The sequence below is a fragment of the Ferrovibrio sp. GW821-FHT12F09 genome (assembly GCF_058806775.1).
This window is the reverse complement of sequence record NZ_JBXAPZ010000001.1, coordinates 2,239,239-2,256,729: the sequence shown is the minus strand read 5'-3', so window position 1 is coordinate 2,256,729 and position 17,491 is coordinate 2,239,239. Positions and strand designations below refer to the sequence as shown.

Annotated in this window: 18 protein-coding genes and 1 riboswitch; of the genes, 16 read left to right on the top strand and 2 right to left on the bottom strand. The window is 64.2% G+C overall.

The window, feature by feature from the left end; genetic code table 11:
* Nucleotides 1-21: 21 nt before the first annotated feature.
* The 15 genes from AC1ROB_RS11110 (at nucleotide 22) to paaI (ending at nucleotide 15,526) form a co-directional block, all read left to right on the top strand.
* On the top strand, nucleotides 22-816 hold the full coding sequence (locus tag AC1ROB_RS11110) for an SDR family NAD(P)-dependent oxidoreductase (protein WP_492972202.1): 795 nt from the start codon (nucleotides 22-24) through the stop codon (nucleotides 814-816).
* A complete protein-coding gene (locus AC1ROB_RS11105; RefSeq protein WP_492971109.1) occupies nucleotides 813-1,340 on the top strand; it encodes a MarR family winged helix-turn-helix transcriptional regulator in 528 nt (175 codons plus the stop codon). The genes AC1ROB_RS11110 and AC1ROB_RS11105 overlap by 4 nt, the downstream gene beginning before the upstream one ends.
* Nucleotides 1,337-2,164, top strand: a complete 828-nt coding sequence (locus tag AC1ROB_RS11100) for an enoyl-CoA hydratase family protein (protein ID WP_492971110.1) — start codon at nucleotides 1,337-1,339, stop codon at nucleotides 2,162-2,164. Before AC1ROB_RS11105 ends, AC1ROB_RS11100 begins: the two co-directional genes overlap by 4 nt.
* A gap of 1 nt (nucleotide 2,165) precedes the next feature.
* The gene (locus AC1ROB_RS11095; protein ID WP_492971111.1) at nucleotides 2,166-3,350 is read left to right on the top strand and encodes an acyl-CoA dehydrogenase family protein; all 1,185 of its coding nucleotides are present in this window, start codon (nucleotides 2,166-2,168) and stop codon (nucleotides 3,348-3,350) included.
* Nucleotides 3,347-4,819: an oxidoreductase gene (locus tag AC1ROB_RS11090; RefSeq protein ID WP_492971112.1), complete on the top strand. Its 1,473-nt coding sequence runs from the start codon at nucleotides 3,347-3,349 to the stop codon at nucleotides 4,817-4,819. The genes AC1ROB_RS11095 and AC1ROB_RS11090 overlap by 4 nt, the downstream gene beginning before the upstream one ends.
* Nucleotides 4,812-6,443 carry an AMP-binding protein gene (locus AC1ROB_RS11085; RefSeq protein ID WP_492971113.1) on the top strand — a complete coding sequence of 544 codons (1,632 nt, stop codon included), beginning with the start codon at nucleotides 4,812-4,814 and terminating at the stop codon, nucleotides 6,441-6,443. The genes AC1ROB_RS11090 and AC1ROB_RS11085 overlap by 8 nt, the downstream gene beginning before the upstream one ends.
* A gap of 421 nt (nucleotides 6,444-6,864) precedes the next feature.
* Nucleotides 6,865-8,049: an ABC transporter substrate-binding protein gene (locus tag AC1ROB_RS11080; RefSeq protein ID WP_492971114.1), complete on the top strand. Its 1,185-nt coding sequence runs from the start codon at nucleotides 6,865-6,867 to the stop codon at nucleotides 8,047-8,049.
* Nucleotides 8,050-8,267: 218 nt separating this feature from the next.
* Nucleotides 8,268-9,458 (top strand): ABC transporter substrate-binding protein, encoded by a 1,191-nt coding sequence (locus tag AC1ROB_RS11075; RefSeq protein ID WP_492971115.1) that lies wholly within the window; start codon nucleotides 8,268-8,270, stop codon nucleotides 9,456-9,458.
* Nucleotides 9,459-9,523: 65 nt separating this feature from the next.
* The gene (locus AC1ROB_RS11070; RefSeq protein ID WP_492971116.1) at nucleotides 9,524-10,441 is read left to right on the top strand and encodes a branched-chain amino acid ABC transporter permease; all 918 of its coding nucleotides are present in this window, start codon (nucleotides 9,524-9,526) and stop codon (nucleotides 10,439-10,441) included.
* A gap of 12 nt (nucleotides 10,442-10,453) precedes the next feature.
* Complete coding sequence (locus AC1ROB_RS11065; RefSeq protein ID WP_492971117.1) at nucleotides 10,454-11,608, top strand: branched-chain amino acid ABC transporter permease; 1,155 nt, start codon at nucleotides 10,454-10,456, stop codon at nucleotides 11,606-11,608.
* The gene (locus AC1ROB_RS11060; protein WP_492971118.1) at nucleotides 11,601-12,374 is read left to right on the top strand and encodes an ABC transporter ATP-binding protein; all 774 of its coding nucleotides are present in this window, start codon (nucleotides 11,601-11,603) and stop codon (nucleotides 12,372-12,374) included. Before AC1ROB_RS11065 ends, AC1ROB_RS11060 begins: the two co-directional genes overlap by 8 nt.
* Entirely contained in the window at nucleotides 12,374-13,084 is a 711-nt protein-coding gene (locus AC1ROB_RS11055; protein WP_492971119.1) for an ABC transporter ATP-binding protein, read from the top strand. Before AC1ROB_RS11060 ends, AC1ROB_RS11055 begins: the two co-directional genes overlap by 1 nt.
* A gap of 105 nt (nucleotides 13,085-13,189) precedes the next feature.
* Nucleotides 13,190-14,248, top strand: a complete 1,059-nt coding sequence (locus AC1ROB_RS11050; protein WP_492971120.1) for a diguanylate cyclase — start codon at nucleotides 13,190-13,192, stop codon at nucleotides 14,246-14,248.
* A gap of 40 nt (nucleotides 14,249-14,288) precedes the next feature.
* On the top strand, nucleotides 14,289-15,080 hold the full coding sequence (locus AC1ROB_RS11045) for an enoyl-CoA hydratase-related protein (protein ID WP_492971121.1): 792 nt from the start codon (nucleotides 14,289-14,291) through the stop codon (nucleotides 15,078-15,080).
* Nucleotides 15,081-15,082: 2 nt separating this feature from the next.
* On the top strand, nucleotides 15,083-15,526 hold the full coding sequence (paaI, locus tag AC1ROB_RS11040) for a hydroxyphenylacetyl-CoA thioesterase PaaI (RefSeq protein WP_492971122.1): 444 nt from the start codon (nucleotides 15,083-15,085) through the stop codon (nucleotides 15,524-15,526).
* Here the strand turns inward: paaI and AC1ROB_RS11035 are convergent.
* Nucleotides 15,523-15,906 (bottom strand): TfoX/Sxy family protein, encoded by a 384-nt coding sequence (locus tag AC1ROB_RS11035; RefSeq protein ID WP_492971123.1) that lies wholly within the window; start codon nucleotides 15,904-15,906, stop codon nucleotides 15,523-15,525. The two genes, paaI and AC1ROB_RS11035, sit on opposite strands and share 4 nt — an antisense overlap.
* A 74-nt stretch (nucleotides 15,907-15,980) precedes the next feature.
* Nucleotides 15,981-16,069, top strand: a riboswitch (Fluoride riboswitch).
* Nucleotides 16,070-16,170: 101 nt separating this feature from the next.
* Between AC1ROB_RS11035 and crcB the strand changes: the two genes are divergently transcribed.
* Nucleotides 16,171-16,560 carry a fluoride efflux transporter CrcB gene (gene crcB, locus AC1ROB_RS11030; protein ID WP_492972203.1) on the top strand — a complete coding sequence of 130 codons (390 nt, stop codon included), beginning with the start codon at nucleotides 16,171-16,173 and terminating at the stop codon, nucleotides 16,558-16,560.
* Between the two features lie 3 nt (nucleotides 16,561-16,563).
* Here the strand turns inward: crcB and AC1ROB_RS11025 are convergent, their stop codons facing one another.
* Entirely contained in the window at nucleotides 16,564-17,400 is an 837-nt protein-coding gene (locus tag AC1ROB_RS11025; protein WP_492971124.1) for a ferredoxin--NADP reductase, read from the bottom strand.
* Nucleotides 17,401-17,491: the final 91 nt, after the last annotated feature.

The window sequence follows — 17,491 nt, the reverse complement described above, 5'->3', positions numbered from 1 at the left end:
CTCGGGAGGCTTGGTTTGACCGTGCCAGTGCAGGACAGAGGTTCAGCAGGCGATTTTACCGGCCGGCATGTGCTGGTGACCGGCGCCAGCCGCGGCATCGGCTGGGCGGTCGCGCAGGGCTTTGCCCGCCAAGGCGCCCGGATCAGCCTGGCGGGACGCGACACCGCGCTGCTGGACCAGCGCCGCGCCAGTCTTGCCGGCGCCCATGCCGCATTCACCGCCGATCTGACTGACGCCGCCGCCGCCACAACCATGGTGCAGCAGGCCATCGCGGCCGCCGGGCCGATCGATATTCTGGTCAACAATGCCGGCTTCGGTGCCAGCCAGGCCTTTGCCAGGATGACCGCTGCCCATTGGGACCAGATGCTGGCCGTGAATCTTTCCAGCGTCTTCCATGTCACCCGCGCCGCCATCGACGGCATGCTGCCGCGCAAATCCGGCCGCATCATCAACATCGCCTCGACCGCGGGCCTGACCGGCTATGCCTATGTCGCCGCCTACGTCGCCGCCAAGCATGGCGTGGTCGGACTGACCCGGGCACTGGCACGCGAATTCGCCACCAGCGGCATCACCGTCAATGCCATCTGCCCCGGTTATGTCGACACCGATATGACGGCGACCACCATTGAAACCATCGTGAAGAAAACCGGTCGCAGCGCCGAAGACGCGCGGGCCGAACTGGCCAGAAGCAATCCGCAGGGCCGCCTGATCCAGCCGCAGGAAGTGGCCGATGCCGCACTGTGGCTCGCCAGCGATGCAGCTGCCTCCGTGACCGGACAGGCCATCGCGATTGCCGGGGGAGAAGTGATGTCATGAGTGAAATCCGCCAGACCGTCCCGCCACCGGCCAATGACCGGGAAACCTCGGCCACCCGCGACGACAAGCTGGAGTTGCGGCTCTGGCTGCGGCTGCTCACCTGCTCCAGCCTGATCGAGCAGAATGTGCGCGGTGCGCTGCGCACCCAGTTCGACACCACCCTGCCCCGCTTCGATCTGCTGGCCCAGCTCGATCGTGCACCCGACGGCCTGACCATGAGCGAGCTGTCGGCCCGCATGATGGTCTCAAACGGCAATATCACTGGTCTGGCCGACCGTCTGGTCGATGAAGGCCTGGTCAAGCGCACCCCGTCGCAGCGCGACCGCCGGTCCAGCCATATCAGCCTGACCCCGGCCGGCAAGAAGGCCTTCGATGCCATGACGCCGGTCCATGAGGACTGGATCGACCGCATGATGGGCGGCCTCAGCCGTCAGGACATGCAGCAGCTGTTCCAGTTGCTGGGCAAGCTGAAGCAGTCGGTGCACCAGAACGCCGTCGAGCCGGATGAGGGAGACAAGCCGTGAGTCAGCTGGCAAAGGATTTCAAACCGAAGCATTTCGGCTGGTCGGTCGATGGCAAGGTGGCGACGGTCACGCTGAACCGGCCCGAGCGCAAGAATCCCCTCACCTTCGAGTCTTATGCCGAACTGCGCGATACCTTCCGCGCCCTGAATTATGTCACCGACGTGAAGACGGTCGTCATCACCGGCGAGGGCGGCAATTTCTGCTCCGGCGGCGATGTGCATGAGATCATCGGCCCGCTGGTGAAGATGAAAGAGGCCGGTGACATGGCCGGCCTGCTGGCCTTCACCCGCATGACCGGCGACCTGGTCAAGGCGATCCAGCATTGCCCGCAGCCGGTGATCGCCGCCGTCGACGGCATCTGTGCCGGCGCCGGCGCGATCCTGGCCATGGCCTCCGATCTGCGTATCGGCACGCCGCGCACCAAGACCGCCTTCCTCTTCGTGCGCGTCGGCCTCGCCGGCGCCGATATGGGTGCCTGCAACATCCTGCCGCGCATCATCGGCTCGGGTCGCGCCGCCGAACTGCTGTTCACCGGCCGCAGCATGAGCGCCGAGGAAGGCGAGCGCTGGGGCTTCTACAACCGCCTGGTGGCGCCCGAACAGATGCTGGCCGATACGATGGCGCTGGCGAAAGAACTCGCCGACGGCCCGACCTTCGCTCATGGCATCACCAAGACCTGCCTGCATCAGGAATGGTCGATGGATCTGGATGCCGCCATCGAAGCCGAGGCGCAGGCCCAGGCGATCTGCATGCAGACGCAGGATTTCGCCCGCGCCTATCACGCCTTTGTCGCCAAGCAGAAACCCGTTTTTGAGGGCAACTGAGATGGCGGATACCAGCTATCTGAACTGGCCGTTTTTCGAGGAGCGTCATCGCAAGCTGGCCGCATCGCTGCAGGCCTGGGCGAAGCAGCATGCCAGCCATCATGACGAAAACGAGGATATCGATGCTGTCTGCCGCGGCTTTGTCGCGCAGCTCGGCAGGGACGGCTTCCTCGGCCTGACCGTGCCAAAGGATGGCGGCGGCACTTATGACAAACTGGAAGTGCGCTCGCTGGCCATCGCCCGCGAGACGCTGGCCTACCACCACGGCCTCGCCGATTTCTCCTTCGTGATGCAGGGCCTGGGCTCCGGCCCGATCAGCCAGTTCGGCACAGCCGAGCAAAAAAATCGCTGGCTGCCCGGTGTGGCCAACGGCACGAAGATCGCCGCGCTGGCGATGTCGGAACCCGATGCCGGCTCCGATGTCGCCGCCGTCAGCACCGTGGCCGTGCCGGATGGGCAGGGCTATCGGCTGAACGGCGTGAAAACCTGGATTTCCAACGGCGGCATCGCCGACCAGTACACGGTCGTTGCCCGCCTGGGCGACGCGCCGGGCGCCAAAGGCCTCGCCATCTTCGTGGTGGAAGCCGGCACGCCGGGCTTCAGCGTGCCCGAACGCATCGACGTCACCGCGCCGCATCCGCTCGGCCGCCTGGAATTCAAGGATTGTGTGATCCCTGCCGGTAACCTGATCGGCAAGCCCGGCGAAGGCTTCAAGATCGCCATGAGCAATCTCGATGTCTTCCGCTCCACCGTCGGCGCCGCCGCACTCGGTTTTGCAAGGCGCGCGCTCGACGAGGCGCTCCGCCGCGTGCATGAGCGCAAGGTCTTCGACCAGAAGCTGGCGGATTACCAGCTCACCCAGGCCAGGATCGCCGACATGGCCACCGAGATCGATGCCTCGGCCCTGCTGATCTATCGCGCCGCCTGGACCAAGGATATGGGCGCGGCGCGTGTCACGCGCGAAGCCTCGATGGCCAAGATGTATGCCACCGAAGCGGCTCAGCGCGTGGTCGATTCCGCCGTGCAGCTCTGGGGTGGGCTTGGCGTCAAACGCGGTACCATGGTGGAAAGCCTGTATCGCGAAGTCCGCGCGCTCCGCATCTATGAAGGCACCACCGAGATCAACAAGCTGGTGATCGCCGGCCAGACCTATGCGGCCTTCGCCAGCGAGGATGGCCAGCCATGAAGATTCTCGAACCGCTCAAGCTCAATGGCGTGACGCTGCCCAACCGCATCGCCGTGCCGGCCATGGTGACGCGGCTCTCGGGCGAGGATGGCTACGTCAACCAGCCGATCATCGACCGCTATGTGCGCTACGCCCAGGGCCATGTGGGACTCATCGTTGTCGAAGCGACCGCCGTGCACAGCAACAAGTCGGGTCCGCTCCTGCGGATTTCGGATGACGAATTCATTCCCGGCCATCGCGACCTGGTCGATCAGGTGCACAGCGCCTCCGACAGCAAGGTCGTGCCGCAGATCATCCACTTCCTGAAAGTGGCGCGCTCCGGCTGGCGCCAGACCATCGATAGTCTCAGCGAAGACGACATCGAGCGCATCATTGAGGAGTTCGGCCGGGCCGCCGCCCGCGTCCGCACCGCCGGCTATGACGGCGTCGAGCTGCATTCGGCCCATGCCTATACGCTCTCCTCCTTCCTCTCGCGCCGCAACCCGCGCCGCGACGACTACGACGGCCGCACTCTGGAAGGACGGCTGGCCATGTTCGGCCGCGTCATGCAGAGCGTGCGCCGGCATGTCGGTCACGACTGGACCGTAGGCGTGCGCTTCCTGGCAGAAGAAGCCATCAAGGAAGGCTACACCGTCGAGGACGCCAAGCTGATCGCTCTGCGCATGGCGCAGCTCGGCGTCGATTACATCTCGCTCTCGGTTGGCGGCAAGTTCGAGGATGCCGTGCATCGCGAAGGCCAGCCGCTCTATCCTTACACGGGCTATTCGGGCGACCGCTGCATGCCTGGCGACTGGTATCCGCCGCTGCCGCACGCCCATCTGGCCGCCGGCATCAAGCAGTTCATCAATTCAAAAGGCTACACCGTGCCGGTGATCTCGGTTGGCAAGATCAGTGCCCCGAGCGAGGCGGAGCATCTTCTGAACAGCGGCCAGGCCGATATGATCGGCATGGCGCGCCAGCTGCTGGCCGATCCGGACTGGGTCAAGAAGATCGAGGAAAAGCGCAACGACCAGATCGTGCGCTGCATCTACTGCAACGTCTGCAAGCAGCTCGACGAGAAGTTCAAGGAAGTGACCTGCTTCCTCTGGCCCAAGGGCCTGATGCAGGCGCCGCCCGATGTCACCGACGGCAATGCGCCGCACTGGCCCGAAGGCGGTGCCGGTCTGGCTGCCACCGTCGAGAAGGGCCAGATCAAGCTGACCTGGAACAAGGCGGTGGCCGGCAGCGAACAGATCGCCGGCTACAATATCTACCGCGCCGAGGACGATGGCGATGCCCATGTCACCGAAGCGGTGAAATCCACCAAGCATGCCGACAAGGTGGTGCTTGGCGGCCTGCGCTACACCTATTACGTCCGCGGCCATGATGCCGCCGGCCGTGCAACACCGCCGTCAGATGCGGTGCGTATCGACCTCCCCGTCCCGATCGCCGAACCTGCTTTGCCTTCGTCCGAGGTTCGCCATGCATAACTTTGAGCCATCAGCCCATATCGACACCTTCCCGCGTGATCATCTGCCGCCACAGGATCAGTGGCCGGTGATGTTGTGGGACACGCTGCCGGAACTGAAAGCCTATCCAAAGCGCATGAACTGCGCCCGCGAGCTGCTCGACAAGCAGGCGGCGATCCACGGCGACCGCCCGGTGATCCACTACAACGATGAAGTCTGGACCTACCGGCAGCTGCTGGAGACCGCCAACCGCATCGCCCATGTGCTGGTGCAGGACCTCGGCGTAAAACCCGGAAATCGCGTGCTGCTGCGCTCGCCCAACAATCCCATGTATGTCGCCTGCTGGTTCGCGGTGATGAAGGTTGGCGCCGTCGCCGTCGCCACCATGCCGCTCTACCGCTGGCGCGAACTCACCTTCATGACCGAGAAGGCCGAGATCGACCTGGCGATCTGCGACTGGCGCCTGCGCGACGAGATGGAGACGACCCTCAAGGAGTCGAAGACCCTCAAACGCGTCTGTTATTTTTACAACGAAGGCGCGCCGGACTCGCTCGAAGCCCGCATGGCGGGCAAGCCGGCCAGCTTCGAGACACTCGACACCGCCTGGGATGATGTCTGCCTGATCGCCTTCACCTCCGGCACCACCGGGCCGGCCAAGGGCTGCATGCATTTTCACCGCGACGTGATGGCGATCTGCGACACCTTCAACCGCTATCTGCTGCGTCCCACGAAAGACGATATCTTCACCGGCAGCCCGCCGCTGGCCTTCACCTTCGGGCTCGGCGCGCTGGTCACCTTCCCCATGCATGTGGGCGCCAGCACGGTGCTGGTCGAACAGTACAATCCGCAAAAGATGCTGGAGACCATTCAGGCCAAGAAGGTGACGATCCTGTTCACCGCGCCGACCGCCTATCGCGCCATGACCGACATGGCGAAGAACTACGACATCTCCTCGCTGAAAAAAGGCGTCTCTGCCGGCGAGACCCTGCCGCTCGCCACCTATCAGGGCTGGTATGAAGCCAGCGGGGTCAAGCTGATCGACGGCCTGGGCGGCACCGAGATCCTGCATATCTTCATCACCTCCGAAGGCGACGGCATCCGTCCCGGTGCCACCGGCAAGCCGATCCCGGGTTACGAAGCCGCGATCTTCGACAAGGATGGCAAACCGGTGCCACCCGGCACCGTGGGCCGACTGGCCATTCGCGGTCCGGTCGGCTGCCGTTATCTCGACAACCCGGAACGCCAGACCACCTATGTGCAGAATGGCTGGAACTTCACCGGCGACGCTTATATGTGCGACGAGGACGGGTATTACTGGTACCAGGCCCGGGCCGACGACATGATCATTTCGGCCGGCTACAACATCTCCGGTCCGGAAGTGGAATCCGTGCTGCTGCTGCATCCGCTGGTGCAGGACTGCGCCGTGGTCGGCGCCCCCGATGGCGAGCGCGGCCAGGTGGTGAAGGCCTATGTGGTCCTGCGCGAAAAGGACAAGGCCGCACCCGATACGGCCAAGGCGCTCCAGGATTTCGTCAAGGCCGAGATCGCGCCCTACAAATATCCGCGCGCCGTGGAATTCATCGATGCCCTGCCGCGCACCGAAAGCGGCAAGGTCCAGCGCTTCGTGCTGCGCAAGCAGGGCTGAGCCGCCGGACGACGGGGGAAAAGTGCAAGTTTCCCTCCTCTCCGTCCATTGGCGGGCAGCCGGGATTGCTTATGGTTGCAGGCAGTGACGGGACAATATCGAGTATGCACGATAGTGCTTGCGGCGATCAAAACCGGCACTATAGTACCTGTCATATAAGGAATACGAGGAAGCGCCGCGAGGCAGAGATCGTGCGGTTTTCGCACCGGGCAGCCCCGGCCGGACCGCCACTCCCCCGCAGCAACACAAGAGTACCGGTGCGCCCGCTCGGCTTGAAGGTCGGTTTGGACGCATCGTGCAAGCGTAGAGTAAGCTGTGCGTACAGGGGCATGCGCCGCATGACGTTGCGGCAGGGGCCATAACAGAGGAGCCGCGGGCCGGATCAACCGGCACCGCGCAGGGAGAGGAGCTCATTATGAAGATGTCGACCGCACTTCGGCTGACCAGCGCACTGGCGCTCGCGGCAGTGCCGTTTGTTGCCCAGCCGGCGGCAGCCCAGGCCAAGAAAATCAAGATCGGCTTCGTCACCACGCTGTCGGGTCCCAACGCCGCCTATGGCGTGGACATGAAGAACAGCGTCGAGCTGGCGCTCGCTCACCTTGGCGGCAAGATGGGCGGCATCCCGGTCGAGGTCATCTATGAAGATGACGAGCAGAAGCCGGAAGTCGGCAAGCAGAAGACCGAAAAGCTGATGCAGCGCGACAAGGTCGACTTCGTCGCCGGTTACATCTGGTCGAACGTCCTGCTCGCCTCCTACAAGTCGGTGGTCGATGAAGGCACCTTCCTGATCAGCGCCAATGCCGGTCCCTCGCCGCTGGCCGGTGAGCAGTGCCACAAGAATTTCTTCGCCGCCTCCTGGCAGAACGACCAGAACACCATGGCCGCCGGCGAAGTGCTGAACCAGAAGGGCGTGAAGAGCCTCTATATCGTGGCGCCCAACTACGCTGCCGGCCAGGACATGGCCAATGGCGTGAAGTCCACCTTCAAGGGCCAGGTGGTTGGCCAGGACATGACCAAGTGGCCTGACCAGCTCGACTTCTCGGCGGAAATCTCGAAGATCCGCGCTGCCAAGCCCGGCGCCGTCTTCGTCTTCTTCCCCGGCCGCGCCGGCGTGCAGTTCTTCCAGCAGTACAGCCAGGCCGGTCTGAAGAAGGACATCCCGCTCTACTCCACCTTCACGGTCGACTCCGTCACGCTGAAGCTGCAGAAGGATCTGACGCTGGATACCTACCAGACGCTCTGGTGGGCTTCGGATCTGCCCTATGCCGCCAACCAGAAGTTCGTCGGTGAGTACAAGAAGAAGCACAAGGACACGCCGACCTTCTACGGCGCGCAGTCCTACGACACCATCAACCTGATCAACTCGGCCGTGGTCGCCACCAAGGGCAAGGTTTCCGACAAGGATGCCGTGCGCAAGGCGCTCGAAGCCGCCAAGTTCGATTCGGTGCGTGGTCCGATGCGCTTCGGCAAGAACCACTTCCCGATCCACAACATCTACCAGCAGGAAGTCTACAAGGTCTCGGAGACCGAGTATGACATCCGCACGGTCAGCACGGTCTACACCGATCTGACTGACCCCTACGCTGCCAAATGCGCGATGAAATAAGCGGCATTTGACCTGCAAATCGGCGGGGCGTCGGATTCCTCCGGCGCCCCGTTTTGCATCCGGGTTTTCTGAGACTGTTTGATTGCCTCGCAGAGTATTTGATGCTTAAAATATCTCAACGGGGGGCTCCCAAGGGCTTGCAACACAGACGCTGTGTAGCGGCGGTGCATCGCAAGATGGGCCGGTCCGCAGGCATGTCACTCAAGGAGACACGAACGATGCGTTTCAGCTTTAAAAGTCTTGCCGTCCTCGCCACTGCGCTCACGGCCCTGCCATTCATGGCCCATGATGCCGCCGCCCAGGCCGCCAAGAAGATCAAGATCGGTTACGTCACCACGCTGTCGGGCCCCAACGCGGCCTACGGCCAGGACATGAAGAATGCCTTCGAACTGGCGCTCGACCATATGGGTCGCAAGATGGGCGGCGTGCCGGTCGAGGTGATCTACGAAGACGACGAGCAGAAGCCGGAAGTCGGCAAGCAGAAGACCGAGAAGCTGCTACAGCGCGACAAGGTCGATTTCGTCGCCGGCTATATCTGGTCGAACGTGCTGCTGGCCTCCTACAAGCCGGTGATCGACTCCGAGACCTTCCTGATCAGTGCCAATGCCGGTCCGTCGCAGCTCGCCGGCGAAGGCTGCAGTCCCTATTTCTTCGCCGCCTCCTGGCAGAACGACCAGAACCACATGGCTGTGGGTGAGCTGCTGAACCAGAAGGGCATCAAGAAGCTCTATATGGTGGCGCCGAACTATGCCGCCGGTGTCGACGGCACCAACGGCGTGAAGTCGCTCTACAAGGGCGAAGTGGTCGGCCAGGACATGACCAAGTGGCCCGACCAGCTCGACTTCTCGGGCGAGATTTCCAAGATCCGCGCGGCCAAGCCGGAAGCCGTCTACATCTTCTTCCCCGGCCGCGCCGGCGTGCAGTTCTATCAGCAGTACAGCCAGGCCGGCCTGAAGAAGGACATCCCGGTCTATTCGGCCTTCACCATCGATGCCGTCACGCTGAAGCTGCAGAAGGACCTGGTGCTCGACACCTATCTGACGTCCACCTGGGGCACCGATCTGCCCTATGCGGCGAACCAGAAGTTCGTCACCGATTACAAGAAGAAGTACAAGGAGACGCCGGCCTTCTACGGCGCCCAGGCCTATGACGCCGCCAACCTGATCGCTTCTGCCGTGGCCGCCACCAAGGGCAACCTGAAGGACAAGAAAGCGGTCGGCGCGGCGCTCAAGGCGGCGAAGTTCGACTCCGTGCGCGGCGCGTTCAGGTTCGGCAACAACAACTTCCCGATCCAGAACGTCTACCAGCAGGAAGCCTTCAAGGTCAGCGACACGGAATACGACCTGCGCACCGTCAGCACCGTGCTGACCGCGCATCAGGATCCGCATGCCGCCAAGTGCAAGATGTAAACCAGCCCTGGATGCGCCGCGTGCAAGCGCGGCGCATCCGTCTTTTCGATGAGTGCCCCTAAATCATGATGCTTCTGTTCGAGCAATTCCTGAACGGCCTGCAAATCGGCCTGCTGCTGTTCCTGCTGGCCGCCGGCCTCACCCTGGTCTTCGGCATCATGGACCTGGTGAACCTGGCGCATGGCTCGCTCTATATGATGGGCGCCTATTTCGCCGCGGTCTTCACACAATGGACCGGCAACTTCTTCCTCGGCGCGCTGCTCGCCTTGCCGGCCGGCGCCCTGCTCGGCATCGCCGTCGAAGTGGTGGCGCTGCGTACGCTTTACACCCGCGACCATCTCGACCAGGTGCTGGCCACCTTCGGCCTGATCCTGTTCTTCAATGAACTGGCCCGCCTGATGTTCGGCGTCGGCGGCATGACCATCGCCCTGCCCGAATGGCTCAGCGGCCAGATCATGGTGCTGCCCGGCCTGCCCTATCCGTCCTACCGCTTCCTCATCATCGTCGTCGGCTTGCTCTGCGCCCTCTTCCTCTATGTGCTGGTTCAGCGCACGCGGCTCGGCATGCTGATCCGCGCCGGCGCCTCCAACCGCGAAATGGTCGGCGCGCTCGGCGTCGACATCAAACTGCTGTTCACCCTGGTCTTCGGCCTCGGTTCGGCGCTGGCGGCGCTGGCCGGCCTGATGGCCGGTCCGGTCACCACCGTGCAGATCGGCATGGGCGACAACATCCTGATCCTGGCCCTGGTGGTGATCGTGATCGGCGGCATCGGCTCGATCCGCGGCGCCTTCATCGCCGCCATCGCCATCGGCATCATCGACACCATAGGGCGCGCCTTCCTGCCCAATATCCTGGGCACCGTCCTCAATCCTTCGGAAGCCGGCACGCTGGCGACCGCGCTGTCCTCCATGCTGATCTACATCCTGATGGCTGCCGTTCTGGTGTTGCGTCCCGCGGGCCTGTTCCCCGCACCCGGCCGCTGAGGAGCTTTGTCCGTGTCCGTACCCGCTGCTCAGCCGAGCCCCAGCACATCGCGCAACATCACCACCCTGGTCGGCCTGATCGTCCTGGCATTCCTCGGCCTCGTGCCGGTCTTTGCCGTTGTCTTCGACGATCCCTTCCTGCTGACGCTCTTCACCCGCATCGTCATCATGGCGATCGCGGCGGTCAGCCTGAACCTGATCCTGGGCTATGGCGGCCTGGTCAGCTTCGGCCATGCCGCCTATATCGGCATCGGCGGCTATACCGTCGGCATCCTCGCCTTCCATGGCGTGCATGCCGCCTGGATCCAGTGGCCGCTGGCGATTGTCATCAGCGGCATCGCCGCGGCCCTCATCGGCCTGCTGTCGCTGCGCACCAAGGGCATCTTCTTCATCATGATCACGCTGGCGCTGGCCCAGCTGGTCTACTACATCGGCAACGGCGCCTTCGCCTATGGCGGCGACGATGGCCTGACCATTATGAAGCGCTCGGATTTCGGCGGCCTGATCGACCTCAACCACAAGCCGAGCTTCTATTATCTCTGCTGGCTGCTGCTGGCCGTCACCATCTATCTCTGCCATCGCGCGGTGAATTCGCGCTTCGGCATGGTGCTGCAGGGCGCCAAGTCGAACGACCGCCGCATGGCCACCATCGGTTTCCCGGTGCATCGCTATCGCCTCACCGCCTTCATCATCGCCGGCATGGTCTGCGGCCTCGCCGGCGTGCTGACCGCCACCTTCACCAATTTCATCAGCCCGGCGATGATGCACTGGAGCCGCTCCGGCGATCTCATTGTCATGGTGGTGCTGGGCGGCATGGGCAGCCTGTTCGGCCCGCTGTTCGGCACCGTGGCCTTCCTGTTGCTGGAAGAAATCCTCTCGAGCTGGACCGAATTCTGGAAGATCGTCTTCGGTCCGATCCTGGTGCTGGTGGTGATCTTCGCCCGCGGCGGCATCGATGGCGCCATCCTGCGCGGCCAGACCGGCAAGCTGATGGCCGGCTTGGGCCTGTTCTACATCGTCTATGGCATTCATCTGGTCTATGAGCGCGACTGGCTGGTGCCGGCGCTGATCTTTGCCGGCGCGCTCGGCCTGCTCGCCCTGTCGATCTGGTGGGAGCAGCGCCAGCGTGGCGATGCCGCGGCGGCGGAGGGCCACGGCCATGACTGAGCCCATGCTGAAAGTCCCTGTTCTCAAAGTAGATGGTCTGGTCAAGCGCTTCGGCGGATTGACCGCGACCGACAATCTTTCGCTCGATATCCGCGCTGGCGAAATCCATGCGGTGATCGGCCCCAACGGCGCCGGCAAGACCACGATGATCGGCCAGCTGATCGGCGAACTGCGACCCGATGCCGGCACCATCCATTTCATGGGCCGCGACATCACCGCGCTGCCGGTGCATCTGCGCTCGGCACTCGGCATCGCCCGCTCGTTCCAGATCACCTCGATCTTCCCGAACTTCACCGCGCTCGATAACGTCGCGCTCGCCGTGCAGGCCCATGATGGCCATTCCTTCCGCTTCTGGGCCGCCGCCCGCGCCGATCGCAGTTTGCGCGACCCCGCCATGGCGGCGCTGGAGCAGGTCGGCCTGGCCCATCGCGCCGATGTCATCGCCAGCGTGCTGAGCCACGGCGAACATCGCCAGCTGGAAATCGCCATGGCGCTGGCCACGCGGCCGAAGCTGCTGCTGCTGGATGAGCCGATGGCCGGCATGGGCCCGGAGGATTCCGCCCGCATGGTCACCATGCTGGGCCGCATCAAAGGCAGCGTCACCATGCTGCTGATCGAACACGACATGGACGCCGTCTTTGCCCTGGCCGACCGCATCACCGTGCTGGTCTACGGCCATGGCATCGCCACCGGCACGCCCGACGAGATCCGCCGCAACGAACAGGTGCGCCAGGCCTATCTCGGCGACGAAGCGGAGGCTGTGTGATGACCGACCTGCTCACCGTCGACGCCATCGACACCTTCTACGGCCGCAGCCAGGTGCTGTTCGGCATGTCGCTCAGCATCAGGGCCGGCGAAGTGGTCACGCTCATGGGCCGTAACGGCATGGGCAAGTCCACCACCATCCGCTCGATCATGGGCATGACGCCGGCCGCACGCGGCCATATCCGCTTCCGCAACGACGAAATCCGCGGCCTGCCCTCCTACCGCGTCGCCAAGATCGGTGTTGGCCTGGTGCCGGAAGGCCGTCAGATTTTCCCCAACCTGTCGGTGAAAGAGAATCTGATCGCCACAGCCGCCAACCGCAGTGGCACCAGCAATCCCTGGCATTACGAGCGCGTGGTCGAGCTGTTCCCCCGTCTCGCCGAGCGGGTGAATAACATGGGCAACCAGCTCTCGGGGGGCGAGCAGCAGATGCTGGCCGTCGGCCGGGCCCTGATGACCAATCCGCATCTGCTGATCCTGGACGAGGCGACCGAAGGCCTCGCACCGCTGATCCGCCTGGAAATCTGGCATTGCCTGGAGCGCCTGAAACAGGCCGGCCAGGCCATCCTGGTTGTGGATAAGAACGTGCAGGCCCTGACCCGGCTGGCCGACCGGCATTACGTGATCGAAAAGGGCCGCGTGGTCTGGCAGGGCAATTCGGCCGAACTGAAGGCCGCCCCCGATATCCAGCACCGCTATCTCGGCATCTGAATTTCATCTTTGGCCCCATGGACACCGGGGGCCAGCCGCAGCAAAGTAGGCGCCGCGCGGGGCCGTGATCGGGGGATACCGGCCCGCCGCCCGAGGGGAGCGGTCATGTATCACGACGACCTGCATCATGCAGCGGAACTCGCCCACGCGGCGGTGACCAGCATGACGCGGTTCGGCATCGCGCCGACCCCGATCAACTTCACCATCTGGTACGAATACCACGCTGGCCGTGACCCGGCCCTGAGCCGCGCCATCGATGCGCTGCTGGCCTCCAGCAAGCCGTTCACGCCCGACACCACGCTGCAGCTCTACGAGGAATTCCTCAATCCGGCGCGCATGCTGCGGGCTTCGCGCGACACCACCGAAAAACTGCAGCAGGCGATGGAAGAACTGCGCAGCTTTGTCGGCGCCGCCGAGGAAGACACCCGCTCCTACGGCGAGAAGCTGGAAGATTTCTCCGACAAGCTCGACAGCCACGGCAACGGCCCGGCCTTCGGCTCGCTGGTCGGCGCCATGCTGCAGGAAACCCGCAGCATGCAGGAGCGCAACCAGTCGCTGGAGGACCGCCTGGCCGAGACGACGGCCGAGGTGCAGCAGCTGCGCGAGCATTTCGAGCAGGCCCGCCGCGAGGCGCTGTCGGACAGCCTCACCGGTCTGGCCAACCGCAAGAATTTCGAACAGACCCTGACGCTGTTCACCAAGGCGGCGCAGGACAGTCACGAGCCGCTCTGCCTGATGCTGCTCGATATCGATCATTTCAAGCTGTTCAACGACCGCCATGGCCACCAGACCGGCGACACCGTGCTGCAACTGGTGGCCCGCACGCTCAGCGACAATGTGAAGGGCCAGGACCTGGCCGCGCGCTATGGCGGCGAGGAATTCGCCCTGCTGCTGCCGCGCACCCGCGCCGACCAGGCCGTCAAGCTGGGCGACAATATCCGCGCGCTGATTGCCACCCGCAAACTGGTCAAGCGCGCCTCGGGCGAAGAGCTTGGCCGCATCACCATTTCGGCCGGCGTCGCCGAATACCGGGTGGGCGAAGCGCTCAGCGCCTTTGTGCAGCGCGCCGATGGCGCGCTCTACAACGCCAAGAACCACGGCCGCAACCGTGTGCTTGCCGCAACGGAAACCTCCAGTCTAACCGAGACGGTTCTCCGCTCCTGACAAATCGGCTAGCGTTGCCTCCATCAAGGGAGAGAAACGCATGGCTTGGACCACGCTCATTGTCGAGAAGGCCGATGGTATCGCCACGGTCACCCTCAACCGCCCCGAACGGCTGAACGCGCTCAGCACCGACCTGATGGTCGAACTGGGCCAGGCGCTCGCCGAGATCGAGGCCGATGCCGCGATCCGCTGCCTGCTGCTCACCGGTGCCGGCCGCGGCTTCTGCTCCGGTGCGGACTTGGCCAGCGGCGACCTCATGAAGGATGGCGGTCCGCCCGATCTGGGCCAGGCGCTGCATCAGAACTATCACCCGGTGATCCGCAAGCTCGCCGGCTTCCGCATGCCGGTGGTCTGCGCCGTCAACGGCCCGGCCGCCGGCGCCGGCATGAGCCTGGCGCTGACCGGCGATATCGTCATCGCGGCGAAATCGGCCAGCTTCCTGCAGGCGTTTGCCAATATCGGCCTGGTGCCCGATGCCGGCAGCACCTATTTCCTGCCGCGGCTGGTCGGCTCGGCCCGTGCGCTCGGCCTCACCATGCTGGGCGAACCGCTGCCGGCCGAGACGGCGGCCGCCTGGGGCCTGGTGTGGAAATGCGTCGACGATGCCGCCCTGATGGATGAAGCCCGCAAGGTGGCGCAGAAATTCGCTTCGGGCCCCACCATCGGCCTGGGCCAGATCCGTAAGCTGATCCGCCAGTCGGCCAGCAACGGCCTCGATGCGCAGCTGGAAGCCGAGCGCGAATCCCAGGTGATCGCCGGCCGCAGCCGCGACTTCATCGAGGGCGTGATGGCCTTCCTGCAGAAGCGCGCGGCCAAGTTTACCGGCAAGTGACGATGACGCCGCAGGAGCTGGCCGATGCTATCGGCAAGGTGGCGCATGAGCGCGATCTCGCGGCCCAGCGGCTCGGCGTCGAGCTGCTGGCGATGGCGCCCGGCGGCTGCACGCTGCGCATGACCGTACGGCCCGACATGGTGAACAGCCACGGCACCTGCCATGGCGGCATGATCTTCACGCTGGCGGACTCAGCCTTCGGCTATGCCTGCAATTCCTTCAACGCGGCGACGGTGGCGCAGCAATGCGACATCACCTTTTTGCGGCCGGTGCCGGTCGGCACGGTGCTGACGGCGAAGGCGGAACTGAAATCGGCCTCGGGCCGCAGCAGCATCTACGATATGACAGTGACGGATGCGGACGGCACCGTCATGGCGGTGTTCCGTGGCCTCGCCCGCATGGTGAAAGGTGAAACGCTGCCCGGCGCGGCAGCGGCAAAGGCCTAGCGCCAGCGGCGCGCGGCGCCGACGACCCGGCGCGAGGGCGGCGGCACGGCAGTCTTGGCCGCACGCGCGACTTCCAGGGCGGTCTTCGCCCACTCCACCGCCTGTTCGGCATCATCGACCAGCTCGGCCGGCATCTTCCAGTAGCTCATCTGCACCGGCTTGCCCTTGCCGTCATAGACGAAGGGCTCACAGCCCTTGTCCTGGTAGGCCTTCTGGCTCTCGGCGTCGGCCTTCAGGTAGATCGTATCGTCATCCACCAGACCGAACATCACGCCACGGCTGTATATCCCCGCCCCGCCGAACATGCGGCGGACTGCAATGCCACCCAGCGGGGCGAACAGCTCCTGGACGAACTCGATGAAGTCGGGACTCGCGCTCATGGGGCGGCAGACTAGCCAACCCGTTCGCGCCGGCCAAGAGCGCTTTGACCGCCTGCGGCACTTTTGCTAATCTCGCTGGCGATGGGGATGGAGTCCCCCGATAACCGCCGCCGGCCCACCTGAAACAACCAAGGGCCCGGTCGCTGATGGCTCCTACCGCAAGTCGATGGCGGTGGGAGTCTGTCCGGAATACCCCCCCTCCGCTCTCGATCACAAAGACCAACGCCGTCCCGTGGAGCGGCCATGACGATGGAGCGAGGAATGATCGGGTATTTCTATATTGCTGCCGGCGGCGCGCTCGGCAGCATCGCCCGTTACTGGATGACCGAAGCCGTCGACGCCCGGCTGAACGCCGATTTTCCCTGGGGCACCATCCTGGTGAATGTCAGCGGCTCGTTCGTGATCGGCGCGCTCGGCGCGCTGGCCTTTGGCGAAGGACGCTGGACGCTGAGCGATGGCGGCCGTCTGTTCCTGATGGTCGGCATCTGCGGCGGCTTCACGACATTTTCCAGCTTCAGCCTGCAGACCCTCGTGCTGCTGCGCGAGGGCCTGCTGCTGCGCGCCGGCGGCAATGTGGCGCTGTCAGTGTTCGCCTGCCTGCTGGCCACCTGGGCCGGCCTGGCGCTGATGCAGGCCCTGAAAGGCGGCGCCTGAGGTTTACTGTTCGACGAAGGCTTTCTCGATCACGTAATGGCCGGCGCCGGTGGTGCTGCCCTCTTCCCACTTCAGGCCGTCCAGCATCTCGCGCATTTCGCTCAGCATCTGCGGGCTGCCGCAGAGCATCAGGCGGTCGGTCTCGATGTTGAGCGGCGGCAGGCCCAGATCGCTGAACAGCTTGCCGCTGCGGATCAGGTCGGTGATGCGGCCCTGGTTGCGGAAATCCTCGCGCGTCACGGTCGGATAATACAGCAGCTTGGCTTTCACCTCGTCGCCGAAGAACTCGTTCTCCGGCAGCTCGCGCGTGATGTAATCCTGGTAGGCCAGTTCACCCACGGTGCGCACGCCATGCACCAGCACCACGCGGTCGTAGCGCTCGTAGGCTTCATGGTCCTTGATGATCGACATGAAGGGCGCGAGGCCGGTGCCGGTGCCCAGCAGATACAGCGTCTTGCCCGGATGCAGGTTGTCCTGCAGCAGCGTGCCGACCGACTTGCGGCCGACGATGATCTTCTCGCCCACCTTCAGATGCTGCAGCCTGGAGGTCAGCGGGCCGTCCGGCACCTTGATCGAGAAGAATTCCAGATGCTCTTCGTAATTGGCGCTCGCCATCGAATAGGCGCGCAGCAGCGGCTTGTTGTCGACGATCAGACCGATCATCGCAAACTGGCCGTTGATGAAACGGAAGGTCGGATCGCGGCTGGTGCGGAAGGTGAAGAGATTGTCGGTCCAGTGATGGACGAAGGTGACCGTCTCCTCACGCAGATTGCCGCCGGGCTTGAGCAGCGGATGCGAGGGCGTGGCAGGAACGACGGCGGCAGCAGCGGAAGATGACATGGGCTTGAAATCCGTTTGGGGGGCAGCGCGGGATACTACGGGGCTGACCAGAACTCACGGCCTAAATCATATGTACACATATAATATGGTT